The 12,869-nt window shown below is 67.9% G+C and carries 6 protein-coding genes and 3 pseudogenes; 6 read left to right on the top strand and 3 right to left on the bottom strand.

The window, feature by feature from the left end:
* Positions 1–153: 153 nt before the first annotated feature.
* Complete coding sequence (locus tag C2142_RS37640; protein ID WP_148647500.1) at positions 154–1,422, bottom strand: IS701 family transposase; 1,269 nt, start codon at positions 1,420–1,422, stop codon at positions 154–156.
* Positions 1,423–1,752: 330 nt separating this feature from the next.
* Here C2142_RS37640 and C2142_RS37635 point away from each other — a divergent pair, with 330 nt between their 5' ends.
* Together C2142_RS37635 and C2142_RS37630 are read left to right on the top strand one after the other, a co-directional pair.
* Positions 1,753–3,036 (top strand): HEAT repeat domain-containing protein, encoded by a 1,284-nt coding sequence (locus C2142_RS37635; RefSeq protein WP_148647285.1) that lies wholly within the window; start codon positions 1,753–1,755, stop codon positions 3,034–3,036.
* A gap of 272 nt (positions 3,037–3,308) precedes the next feature.
* Positions 3,309–4,312, top strand: a pseudogene (locus tag C2142_RS37630) (IS5 family transposase).
* A 20-nt stretch (positions 4,313–4,332) separates the two neighbouring features.
* Here the strand turns inward: C2142_RS37630 and C2142_RS37625 are convergent.
* Positions 4,333–4,644, bottom strand: a pseudogene (locus C2142_RS37625) (transposase); the annotation flags it as partial.
* A 102-nt stretch (positions 4,645–4,746) separates the two neighbouring features.
* Positions 4,747–5,286 carry a hypothetical protein gene (locus tag C2142_RS37620; protein ID WP_148647283.1) on the bottom strand — a complete coding sequence of 180 codons (540 nt, stop codon included), beginning with the start codon at positions 5,284–5,286 and terminating at the stop codon, positions 4,747–4,749.
* A 504-nt stretch (positions 5,287–5,790) separates the two neighbouring features.
* Here C2142_RS37620 and C2142_RS37615 point away from each other — a divergent pair.
* The 4 genes and pseudogenes from C2142_RS37615 to C2142_RS37600 form a co-directional block, all read left to right on the top strand.
* Positions 5,791–5,931 (top strand): annotated as a pseudogene (locus C2142_RS37615) (helicase associated domain-containing protein); the annotation flags it as partial.
* 89 nt (positions 5,932–6,020) lie between these two features.
* A complete protein-coding gene (locus C2142_RS37610; RefSeq protein WP_148647281.1) occupies positions 6,021–7,475 on the top strand; it encodes a lecithin--cholesterol acyltransferase in 1,455 nt (484 codons plus the stop codon).
* Positions 7,462–11,349: a HEAT repeat domain-containing protein gene (locus C2142_RS37605; protein WP_162002659.1), complete on the top strand. Its 3,888-nt coding sequence runs from the start codon at positions 7,462–7,464 to the stop codon at positions 11,347–11,349. The genes C2142_RS37610 and C2142_RS37605 overlap by 14 nt, the downstream gene beginning before the upstream one ends.
* 730 nt (positions 11,350–12,079) lie before the next feature.
* On the top strand, positions 12,080–12,869 hold a 790-nt coding region (locus C2142_RS37600; protein WP_241003070.1), incomplete at its 3' end, for an IS5 family transposase.

Raw genomic sequence — 12,869 nt, 5'->3', positions numbered from 1 at the left:
GCGAGCGAGATATCGACACGCCCTACCCAACGACCCACCCCCGCCGAGGTACCGGCCACATCATCAGTTCATCCGAAACAGCTACATGCGAAGGATGGGGCTAGCCGGTGACTTCGAAGGTGGGGTCTTAGTACTCCAGTGCGACTTCGTGATCTATCCGGTTGAGGGGCTGGCGAGTCGCCGCTGGTAGTGGCTGCGGCGGGCTGTTGCCTGGTGGTGTCTGCGCCAGTTTGACCAGTGGAGCAGCCTGCGGGGGGAGGTGTTCGTCGGGTTCAGCAGGGCGCCGAGCAGGTGGCGGATCTCCGGGACAGTCAGGTCGATCGGGCCGGTGCTGCGAACGGCTCGGTTGGGCTGTGCGGTCCTGGTCGGCGTCGCGTCGGCGGCGAGTGCGGCAAGGAAGGCCAGTGCGAGCATGGCCAGGGTGATGTGCCGATGCCAGGCGGTCCAGTGGCGAACCTGGTAGTGGTCCAGTCCGACCTGGCCTTTCGCGGCCTGGAAGCATTCCTCAATGCACCACCTGGTCCCGGCCACCCGGACCAGCTCGGACAGCGGCACTCGCCTGGGGGTCCAGCACAGGTAGATGGCGAGTTCGCCGCTGCTCGGGTTGCGGCGGATCAGCAGGTGCCGGTGGCGGTCGGCACCGATTTCGATCCAGGCCCAGTCGTAGTAGCGCGGCCCTTTCGCCCCGGCTCCGGCGCTCTGCCGGTGCCAGGCCGAGGCGGGCAGGCGGTCGGCCACCGCATCCGCGCGGGCAGTGGTCCGCCCCTCGTTGATCTGCACCCGCCTGCTGCAGGCGACGGCCAGCACGTAGCCGATCGCGCGGGACTCCAGCAGGGCGCGCAGGCCGGGGTCTTGGCCGTAGGCCTCGTCGCCGGTCACCCAGGAGGCGCCGATCCCGGCGTCCAGTGCTGCCGTGATCATCTGCCCGGCCAGCGTGGGCTTGGTCGCGAACTCCACCCGGTCGGGCACCCCGGCGCGGGTTCGGCGTTCGGCGTCCTGGCACCACGAGGCGTCCGGCAGGTAGAGGCGGCGGTCGATCAACGCCCGTCCTCTGCTGGATGCGTAAGCGAGGAAGACGCCGACCTGGGTGTTCTCGATCCGGCCTGCGGTGCCGGTGTATTGGCGCTGCACGCCGGCCGAGGCGGTGCCCTTCTTCAAGAAGCCCGTCTCGTCCACCACCAGGACGCCGTCGTCGGCACCGAGGTGCTCGAGGACGTAGGCTTGGATGTCGTCGCGAACCGCATCGGCGTCCCAGCGGGTGCTTCGCAGCAGCCGCTGCATTGGCCCAGGGCGGGCGTGACCGGCCTGCTCGGCCAGACGCCAGCAGTTCTTCCGCTCGACGCCGGACAGCAGGGCGAGCACGAAGGCGCGGGCCGTCGCTCGCGGCTCCACCCGCTTGAACCGGCCCGCGATCCGGGCCATGGCCTGGTCGAACATGGCACGCCAACGGGCGGCATCTATGCTGTGGTCCGCGGCCACAGCACGATCTTCAGGAGTCCACACAACCCTTGATGATCACGCGATGGCCGCTCCAGATCTACCGGGTGTGACAGGCTGCTTCAGCCAGTGGGATCCGCGCAGGACGCGGCTCGGGATCGACCGCCGATGCGACATGCCGTCAGCGACCCGACGCCCGGATGTTCAGCCTGCGGCTCCGGCCCGGGGACAGCGTCACGGACTTGGCCGACGATGTCTCTCCCGGCCTGCGGCTGCTTGGCGAGCAGGTGATCGAATGCAACAGGGGGTTGGGGCATGGGCGAGGATCCACTCATCACGGCGGTGCGGAGCGGGGACGAGGACGCGGTCAGAGTGCTGCTGGAGGACGGGGCGGACCCCAACGCCGTCGACGAGCGGGGCACCCTCGCACTCTGCCTGGCCGTCTCGGCGTTCCACTCGACGATCGCCGGCTACCTGGTGGGCGGCGGCGCGGATCCGGACCGCCGGTTGCCCGACGGGACCACGCCCCTCTTGCGGGCCATCGACAGCGGTTCCATCGGTCTCGTCTTCTGCCTGCTCGGTGACGCGGCGCTGACCAGCGAGGCCACCCGGGTGGAACTGCTGGCACGCGCCCGGCAGTGGCATGAGATGGGCCCGGTCGCCATGCTGCGACAGCGGACCGGCGCCTCGGACGAGGTCGAGCGGGTTCGGATCCGGGACAGGGAATGGTTCACCGACTACCACGAGCTCCGGCTCGGCGGACTGACCGTCCGTGACGGTCACACAGGGATCCTCACCGTCCTCGAGAAGCACTTCGGACTGCACCTGGGCGTTGACGAATTGGCGGCCCGCGCGTGCGCACTCGAGTACCCGGACTATGACCACGCCGTCTGGTCGGAGATCGTCCACACCCTTGCCCGGAGGCAGGACGACGAGACTTGGGAGGCTGCGGCGGCACTGCGGGGCCATCCCGATCCCCTGCACCGCCGTTTCGGCGCGGAGGTCCTGGTCTGCCTCCACCTCGAGGCTGATCTGACGAACGTCCCGAGTCCGTTCGAGCAGCGCATGCTCGAGCTCTTCCTCGACTGGGCAAAGCAAGAGCAACACTCGGACGTCCTGGCGGAGACCCTGGTCGGACTGAGTCACCATGAGGACCCGAGGATCGAGCCGCTGGGGCTCTCATACCTTGCCCACCCTGCCCCGCGGGTACGTGCCCGGGTGCTCTCGACCCTGAGAGTCGTGAACTCGGAGAGGTCTGGGCGGAAGACGTTCACCTCCGAGGGGCTGAACGCCCTGCTTGCACTGGCCCGGGACACCGACTCCTCCGTACGCCACGTCGCCGGCTACGGGCTCGCTTACAGCCTGAATCCGGAACCCGCTATCGAGGACACCCTGGCCGATCTGCTCGATGACGAGAACCAGCAGACCCGGATCTGGGCCGTCTACGGACTGGCCGAGCGGGACGATCCGCGCTGTATCGATGGCGCCGACCGGGTGGGACCCGTCGACGAGTATGAGTCGTGGTCCTGGATACTCGGTGCGCCCTCAAGGTACGAGCAGCGCCAGAGGGAGCGGGAAGCGCCAGGCATGACGGAGTAGCGAACGCTCGCCTCTGTATCCCACTGTGTGCCGGCTGTGGTCATCAGAGCCGACTCTGCCCTGCCCACCCGGTACACGATGTGGCTGGCCGCCTGGTCCCGACGCTGACGCACCCGACACCTCAATCCTCGAACCCACCACCGAAGCACTCGGCCACACGCGACAAACACAAGATCGCGAAGTCACACTGGAGTACTAGGGGCTGTGTGATGTCGTGATCAACATTGCGGTTTCGTGCCCGCCCGAGGGTGGAATCCGGTAGGACGCTGTGTGTGACGCGTAGGCAACTCACCGACGAGCAGTGGACGTTCATCGAGCCGTACTTGCCGATCGGCGAGTACGGCCCGTACCCCGAGAGGCTGCGGGATCAGTTCGAGGGCGTGATCTGGCGGTTCCGCTCCGGCGCCCAGTGGCGGGAGATGCCCTCCGAGTTCGGTCCCTGGCCGACCGTCTACGGTCGCTTCCGGGTCTGGAGGGACGCCGGCGTCTTCGAAGCCCTGCTGGAGGGGCTGATCGCGGAGGCCGCGAAGCGGGGTGAGGTGGACTTGTCGCTGGTCAGCGTGGATTCCACCACCGTGCGGGCACACCACGACGCCGCCGGGATGCACCTGGCCCCCGACGCGCTGGCCGCCCTGGAGAAGGCCGCCGACGAGGCGGAGAAGGCCCGGCAAAAGGGGGCGGCCCGGAAGGACAAGACGGGCAGGACGTCTCTGACGACCAGGAACGGGAAGAGCGGCGACGAATCCGGCGCCGGCGCAAGCTCCGGCTGAAAGCCGCCCTGCTCGGACGCTCCAGAGGCGGACAGACCAGCAAGATCCATTGTGCCGGCGACCGGAAGTGCCGCCCGCTGGCGTTCATCCTGACCGAGGGACAAGCCGCCGACAGCCCGCAGTTCATCCCCGTGCTGAAGAAGGTCCGGGTTCGGGTGCCGGTCGGGCGTCCCCGCACCCGGCCCGACGCTGTCGCCGGCGACAAGGCCTACTCGTCCCGCGGCAACCGCGCACACCTGCGGAATCGGCGAATCAAGGCGGTCATCCCGGAGAAGAAGGACCAGGCTGCCAACCGGAAGAAGAAGGGCAGCAAGGGCGGTCGGCCCGTCGGCCACGACGCCGAGCTCTACAAGCAACGGAACACCGTCGAGCGCCTGATAAACAAGCTGAAGGCCTGGCGCGGCATCGCCACCCGGTTCGACAAGACCCCCGAGAGCTACCTCGCCGGCCTCAACCTTCGAGCCTCGATGATCTGGATCGACGATCTCCTGCCGACCATTGACTGATCACGACATCACACAGGCCCTAATCGGCGGGCCCTCTCCCGCACCTGGCAGCGCAGGAGTTCCTGGATCCGCTGGTCCAGCCCGTCCTGGCGCCACAGGCTGAAGTAGTAGAACACCGCCGACCAGGCCGGGAGATCATGGGGTAGGTAGCGCCACTGACAGCCCGTCCGGTTCTGGTAGAAGATCGCGTTCACGACCTCTCGCAGGTCGCAGGACCCCGGATCCCCGGTCGCCGACCGCGCCACCCGGTCCTGTTTCCAGGCCGTGATCATCGGCTCGATCAGCGGCCACTGTGCATCCGATAAGTCACTGGGGTACGGCTCTCTCTCCATGCCTGGCATCTCAGCATGGACATGCCCACGGAGTTGTCGCATAGCGGCCAGTACCCACGATCGAGTGATCACGAACCGGGGAAGATCGGACTTAACGCCCACTCAGTAGTGGCCGTAGACCACCCGCCAACGCGACCCCAGACGGCGGCCGAGCTCCTGTGTGAACTCCGGGCGCAGCGGGGGCCAGTTGTTGAAGCAGACGTCCAGTTCCCCCACCTGGCAGGTCCACTCCCCTGCCCAGTCGCCCAGCAGCGCCGCGTGAGCGCAGGCGGCGCAGGTGGCGAGCGGCTCTGCGGTGCGCAGCCAGTCGTCCAGCAGGTCGATGTACGTGTCCGAGTCGAGCATGGTCGCGCAGGCGGGACAGGTGGGCGGTTCGAGGTTCTCACCGGAGTCGAAGACCTGCCGGCCCACGACGATGTCCACGCCTGAGTTCGTCAGCGCCCTGTTGACCTCGTCCTCGGTGGCGACCGCCTCGGCCTGGGGGCCGGGAAGGAACTCGCTCGGGTCTGCCAGCGTGCCGGGTATCGGGTTCTGCTCGATCACGCTCGCGGAAAGGAGCCACTCCCGTATCTGGGCGGCGTGGGCCACGGCCTGCACGGGGGTCAGTGAGAGGGCAACCAGCGTCACCTCGTGATCACTCATGCCGCCGGAGCGTACTCGCCGGTGCATCCTCACCTGCCACACCGTCACTCACCGAGCGCGACCGCCTACACGTGCCCCCGACGAGCGCGCCGGCATCGCCTCCCTGTGCCTGGGTCCTGCACCCGAACCGCACCGGTCGCGATGAGCGAGGAGCAGCGCGGGCAGCTGGAAGCCCTCGGGGTCGGGTGGTAGCCGGCACCTGGCAGCGGGCGTACGCGACGGCCCGGCAGTGGTGGCTGGAGTCCGACGGGTGGGTCGACTGGGCCACGCTGCCCGTGGACACCGTCTTCGAAGGCGAACAGCTCGACCGCTGGGTACAGGCCCAGCGGGCCAGGCCTGGGCGGACCAGCAGGACCTGCTGTCGGCGGTCGGCATCGAGGAGGACCAGGAGCTCGTGGCCGCCAAGGCCGCCGCCGACGCCAAGCCCACGGTCTCCCGCGCAGACCGCTTCCAGCTCCACCTGGCGGCCCCTAGAAACCGCCGTCGAACGGGGAGGGGCACACCCGTGTTCCAAGGGTGTACAAGACCGGCAAGGGGCTGTCGCTGGGGGCCTGGCTCAACAACACCAAAGCCCGCAAGACGAATCTCACCGCCGATCAGCTCCAGCATCTCCAGCAACTGGAGGCCCTCGGGGTCGGCTGGTAGGAGCCAGCATCGGGTCGAGGCCAGAGGCCCGGGGGCCCCTGAGATGGTGTCGCTTGCCGCGCCCAGGGAGGTGCGGAACCATGGTGTGTATGGGTACTAAGGAGCTCCGCGACGTCATCGTGGTGCTGCCGGGAATCACCGGAAGCGTGCTGCGTGCGGACGGTCGCGACGTGTGGGCACTAAGCGGGCGGGCCCTCTGGTCCGGGTTAACCAGCAGCGGCGATTCGCTGCAGCGGCTCCGCCTGCACAACGGCGATCCCGGCGAGATAGTGGCCGAGCGATTAATGCCGACCGCCCACCTGGTCCCCGGACTGATCAAGATCGATGGCTACTCGGCCCTGATACAGCTCGTCCAGGAGACCTTCAAGATCGTCCCTGGTGCCAACTTCCTCGAGTTCCCGTACGACTGGCGCCTCGACAACCGCATCGCGGCCCGGCGGCTCGAACAGACTGTGGAACGAGCGCTGCACGAGTGGCGGCAGCACACCAGCAATCCCGCCGCCAAGGTCATCTTCCTGGCCCACAGCATGGGCGGCCTCGTCGCACGCTACTACCTCGAGGTACTGGAGGGCTGGCGGGACTGCCGTGCGCTGTTCACGTTCGGTACGCCCTACCGGGGTTCCCTTAACCCGCTTGGCTTCCTGGCCAACGGCTACAAGAAGGCGTTTGTGGATCTCACGAACGTGATGCGCTCGTTCCCGTCGGTTCACCAGCTGCTGCCGATCTACCCAGCGCTCCGGGTGGGTGACGAGTACGTGCGGGTGGCGGAGGCCGGCCACCTGTCCGGGATCGATCCGGTGCTGGTCACTGACGCGCTTGCTTTCCACCGCGAGATCGAAACCAAAGTGACCGAACACCTCGACAACGACAACTACTGCCGCGACGGGTACACGATCGTCCCGATCATCGGCACCCGCCAACCGACGAACCAGTCCGGAGTGCTCACCGACAAACGGGTGACCGTCAGCCGGGAACTGCCCGCCGGGATCGACCCACTGCTCGCCGACGGGGATGGCAGCGTGCCGCGGGCGTCAGCCATACCTATCGAGCTGTCCGAGGCCTACCGGGACACGTTCGTGCCGGAGCGCCACGGCTCGCTGCAGTGCAACGCCGCGATCCTGGCAGACGTTCGCGGGCGCCTGGAACAGTCGCAGGTACGCGGCCTCGGCGCGATTCGCGGGCCGCAGGAGACCCCGGCTGCGGCCGAACGGCCCGCCATCGCGCTGGACGTCGAGGACCTGTACTTGCCCGGCGAGCCGGTGACGATCCACGCCGAACTGCTCAACACCACGTCGGACGTTCCGCTTCGCGCTCGCGTACAACTGGTTGAGCCGTCGGCCGGGCCGGCGCCACGGACCTTGGGGATGACATTGACATCCCTTCCGTCCCGTCCGTCCCGTCCGTGGGGCGCCCAGCTGGAACTGGCAGGTCTCCCGTCCGGCGTGTACCGGCTGACGGTCGATGCCGCCCAGGCCGGGCCGACAGCCCCGGCCCCAGTCCACGACATCTTCGCGGTCGCGGGAGCAACCGATGGGCCCGGGTAGCGGCGCGCGCGCCTGGCAGCCCTGGCCGCGCGCCAACGAGCGCGAACTGGTCCGCTTCGTTACACCCCGCGCGAACCGCTGGCTGCCGGTGGAGGTCAGCCGCTACGACCTGTCCCACCAGCCGGACCGGTGCCGGGACGTCGCTGCGGCCATCTACGACGCCCTAAGCGGACGGAACATCCGGTACGCGCTGGAGGAGTACCACCCGTCGGGCGCCTTGCAGGCGATCCGGACACCGGCCGAGGTCCTCGGCGCGCCCCGTGAGGGCACCTGCCTCGACCTCGCCGCCCTGTTCTGCGGGCTGTGCCTGGCGTATGATCTTCTCCCCGTCCTGGTCGTCGTCGACGGGCACGCCTTCGCCCTGTTCTGCACCACGCACGGCCTGCCCAACAGGAGCGACTACGACCGGCCCGGCCGGGAGCTGTTCGCCGCCGGACCGGTCACCAACGCGGAGCAACTCACGGAACTGGTCGACAGCGGCCGCTACCTGGCCGTCGAGTGCACCGGGTTCGCCCGCAGCGACCTGCTCGGCAAATACCCCAACCTCCCGGAAGCCCGGCACCGCACCGACGGCCTACTCCCCTTCGACCAAGCGGTGCTGGCAGGACGGGAACAGCTCGACCAGGCCGACCGTCCACTGCGGTTCGCAATCGACATCGCGACGGCGCACTACGAGTGGCGGATCGAGCCCCATTCGGTCAAGGAGCGGTCACCCGCTGCGAAGGCGCAGGAGCGCTCCGAGCAGATCGCGGCAGCGGTAGAGGTCTACCGCGGGCGGGTGCGGGAGAAGTACCGACGGCTGAACCTGGACGTGCTCGGCCCGTCCGCAAGCGCTGGTGAGCAGGCCGTCATCGAGCTGCGGCAGGTATTCATGCCCCAGCTGTCACGGCCCTACACCGCGCAGGTGCCGGGTGAGTGGCGGCGGCTGCTAGCCGCCGGTGCGATGGAGGACGGGGAGTTACCGCCCGGGGTGGAGGCGGAGGAGGCCGCGCGGCGCAGGGAGGCCTACCATGCCCAGGCCGCCAGGCCGGTGCTGGAGGTACTCGCCGGCGAGGAGGGGCGACGGCTGGTCGTGCTCGGCGACCCGGGCGCGGGCAAGTCCACCCTCGCCCAGTACGTGGCGCTCGCCCTTGCCGGCGGCCTGGACGACCTACCGCCCGAAATCGCACGCCTGAACGGCCTGGTGCCCGTCATGGTGGAGCTGCGCACCTACGCGCAGGCGCAGTGGCGCGAGCGCACCTTCGAGGACTTCCTGGAGCACACCCACGACGTCAACAAGATGGGTCTGGCGCGCGTGGTCCTGAAGGGCCTGCTCGCGGACGAGCGGGTGGTGATGCTGTTCGACGGCCTTGACGAGGTCTTCGACCCGGGCGTGCGGGCGGACGTCGCAGAGCGGATCACCGCGTTCGCCGCCGCTCACCCGGGCGTGCGCACGGTCGTCACCTCCCGTGAGTACGGCTACCGGCCCGGCGACTTCGCCCCGCACGGCTTCGCCCAGGTGATGCTCCAGGACCTGGAGCGCCGGCAGATCGAGGAGTTCGTACCCCGCTGGTACACCGCCGCGCACCCGGCCGAACCGGAGCTGGCCGACCAGCTCGCGAGGCGTCTGCTTGGTGCCGTCCGCCAGATCCGGGCGGTGGCCGAACTCGCCGGCAACCCGCTGCTACTGACCGTGCTGGCCTCTATGGGCCTGGGCCGGACCATCCCGCGCGAGCGACGCAAGGTCTACGCACACGCCATCCAGGTCCTGATCGAACGCTGGGACAAGGAAGCCAAATTCCTCACCGCGCCGTCCCCCGCCGCCGCAGAGGCCGTCACTGCGCTGGAGTGGCTCAACGTCGATCAACGGCTTCTCTTGCTGGAGCGCATCGCCCGCCACATGCAGGAAGGCGCCGGACAGCCCGCCGGAACCTTCATCCGGCACAAGGAGCTGACCGCGCTCATCAGCACCTTCATCATCGACGGCACCGCCAACGGCATCAGCCGCCCTGCGGCTGACATCGCCACCGAGCGCCTCGTCGAACAGTTGCGCACCCGCAACTTCCTCCTCGCGCACTACGGCGACGGCGTCTACGGCTTCGTCCACCGCACCTTCCTCGAATACCTCGCCGCCCGCGACCTCCTGCGCCGCCGCACCGAGGAAGAACTCGACCGCGAGGAGGTCGTGGACCTGCTGGCCGCACACGCCGACGACCCCGCGTGGCACGAGGTCATCCTCCTGACCGCGGGTGGCCTCACCAAACGCGATGCGGCAGCCCTGCTCGCTCGCCTCCTCGACCTCCACCGCGCAGCCGAGACGTTCTGGGACGCCTCCATGCTGACGTTGGCCATCCGTGTCCTCGCCGAGATCGACGACCTCCAGACCACCCCCAACACCACCGACCTACGGCTGTCCATCACCGCGCAGAGCAACGCCGTCGTCGACGCCCTCATCGACCACACACACAACAGCCTGTTCCTGACTGTCGACGAGGCTCTGCCGGCGCTGGGTACCTTCGATCGCTTTTGGAGTGGTAGGCCACGCTACCTGCACCACTACTACGCATCGATGGCCTTTGGATCGTACGCATCTCGGAGAGTGTCGCTGTTCTTTGGCCTTAAGCCGGATCCGGGCGACGTTGCCGCGGCTCTGAGCTCTGGCCGTGCCGAAACCCTCTGGATGGAGCGCATCCCCTGGTACCCAGGCCTACGTTCCGCTGCCTTACGAGTGCTGGGCGAACGGTGGCCGGACCACGAGGACACCCGCCAAACCGTCCTCACCGCCGCCACCACCGCCAGCACCGAGTCGGTCATCCGCGCTGCCGCCCTGCGGGTCCTGGGCAAACGGTGGCCCGACCACGAAGACACCCGCCAAACCGTCCTCACTACCGCCACCACCGACACCGCCACCAGCCCGGGCGTGCGCAGGACTGCCCTGCAGGTCCTGGGCGAACGGTGGCCCGACCACGAAGACACCCGCCAAACCGTCCTCACTACCGCCACCACCGACACCGATCCTGATGTGCGCACCACCGCCCTGCAGGTCCTGGGCGAACGGTGGCCGGACCACGAGGACACCCGCCAAACCGTCCTCACCGCCACCACCGACACCGAGTCGGTCATCCGCGCTGCCGCCCTGCAGGTCCTGGGCGAACGGTGGCCCGACCACGAAGACAGCCGCCAAACCGTCCTCACTACCGCCACCACCGACACCGAGTCGGTCATCCGCGCTGCCGCCCTGCAGGTCCTGGGCCAGCGGTGGCCCGACCACGAAGACAGCCGCCAAACCGTCCTCACCGCCACCACCGACACCGATCCTGATGTGCGCAGGACTGCCCTGCAGGTCCTGGGCGAACGGTGGCCCGACCACGAAGACAGCCGCCAAACCGTCCTCACTACCGCCACCACCGACACCGAGTCGGTCATCCGCGCTGCCGCCCTGCAGGTCCTGGGCCAGCGGTGGCCCGACCACGAAGACAGCCGCCAAACCGTCCTCACTACCGCCACCACCGACACCGAGTCGGTCATCCGCGCTGCCGCCCTGCACATCCTGGACCGGCGGTGGCCCAGCCATGAAGAAACCCGCCGAACTGCCCGTACGGCCACCACTGACACCTCCCCGGAGGTACGCAACACCGCTCTGGAGGTGCTGGCGGCACGGTTCGGCAATGTGGCCTATCCGATCGTTTGCCAGCACGCCCACCATTCCCAGCCAGCCGGACTGAGGGTCAATGTCGCCAAGGCCCTCGCGCTGCTGTGGCCTCAGGAGCCCGGAACCGTCCCGGTGCTGACGGATATGACCGGACACCCGGAGGAGGATGTTCGCACCACTGCTGAGCAGGCCTTGGCACTGGTTGAGTACAGGGCAAAATCCGTGGCTGCAGGGGGAATGTAGCCGCCTGTTCTGGGGCCGCGACCCGTAGTGTGCGAGGCCACCGTCGACACCTGCGCGTAGCAGCGGAAGATTTCAGTGGGCGTTTAGGGGCGGTTTGCGACGAGTGTTTTGATCAGCTTTGCCGCATTCGTCGTCAAGGCGCATGATGCGAAATGCCCGGAAGCTCCGCATTGGCAGGAACATTTCCCTCTATTGCTAAACCAGACGGAATCCAGCGTCGAGAAGCGGATCAAACGGTCACGCAGGTTGGCGCCCGGAAGGCGGCGAAAGTGAACGTAAGGTGCGAATCACGCCAAGGATGTTGGTCATCGAGGCGACTTAGCGCCGCAAACCGTCCCTAAACGCCCACTCAGTGGGCGTTTAGGGATGGTTTGCGACGAGTGTTTTGATCAGCTTTGCCGCATTCGTCGTCAAGGCGCATGATGCGAAATGCCCGGAAGCTCCGCATTGGCAGGAACATTTCCCTCTATTGCTAAACCAGGCGGAATCCAGCGTGGAGAAGCGGATCAAACGGTCACGCAGGTTGGCGCCCGGAAGGCGGCGAAAGTGAACGTAAGGTGCGAATCACGCCAAGGATGTTGGTCATCGAGGCGACTTAGCGCCGCAAACCGTCCCTAAATGCCCACTCAGAGGGCGTTAAGTCCGTTTCTGGATGATCTGGTGTCGCTCGTTCGTGGGTATGGGAGGGGTCAGGCTGACTCTCATGTCGTGTGCATGATGCTGTTGGGGCATGGAACGAATGCCGTACTCAACGGACTTGTCGGACGGGCAGTGGGCCTTGATTGAGCCGCTGGTCACCGCCTGGAAGCAGGAGCGGGTGTCGCGCTCGGCGACCGGGGACCCGGGCTCCTGCGACCTGCGCGAGGTCGTGAACGCGTTGCTGTACCAGAACCGGACGGGCTGTCAGTGGCGGCTCCTGCCGCATGACCTCCCGGCCTGGTCGGCGGTGTTCTACTACTTCACCCTGTGGCGCCAGGACGGCCTTGACCAGCGGATACAGGAGATCCTGCGCTGCCAGGTGCGGGAGCGGGCCAGACGATTAGAGGACCCGTCCCTGGTGATCATCGACACCCAGTCCGTCCGCGTGGCGGCCGGGGTGCCGAAGGAGACGACGGGACTGGATGCGAACAAGAAGACGCCCGGCAGGAAGCGGGGACTGGCCGTCGACGTGCTGGGCCTGATCATCGGCGTGGTGGTCCTGGCCGCCAGTGCGCACGACAACGAGGCCGGCATCGCCCTGCTGGACCAGGCGGCCGAACGGTGCGGGATGCGCCTGGAGAAGGCCCTGGTCGACCAGGGCTTCAAGGACGCCGTGATCATCCACGGGGCGTTGAAGGACATCACCGTCGAGGTGGTCCGCCGCAGCCCCGACGACGCGGGCAGGGGCTTCGTCCCGCAACCGAAGCGGTGGGTGGTTGAGCAGGTCAACGGCACCCTCATGCTCCACCGGCGCCTCGCCCGTGACTACGACCACCGGCCCGACAACGCCGCCTCCCGCGTCTACTGGGCCTCCAGGCATG

It is taken from the genome of Streptomyces sp. CB01881, assembly GCF_002953255.1.
GTDB lineage: Bacteria > Actinomycetota > Actinomycetes > Streptomycetales > Streptomycetaceae > Kitasatospora.
The sequence above is the reverse complement of the archived record's forward strand: the minus strand, read 5'-3'. Positions and strand labels throughout refer to the sequence as shown.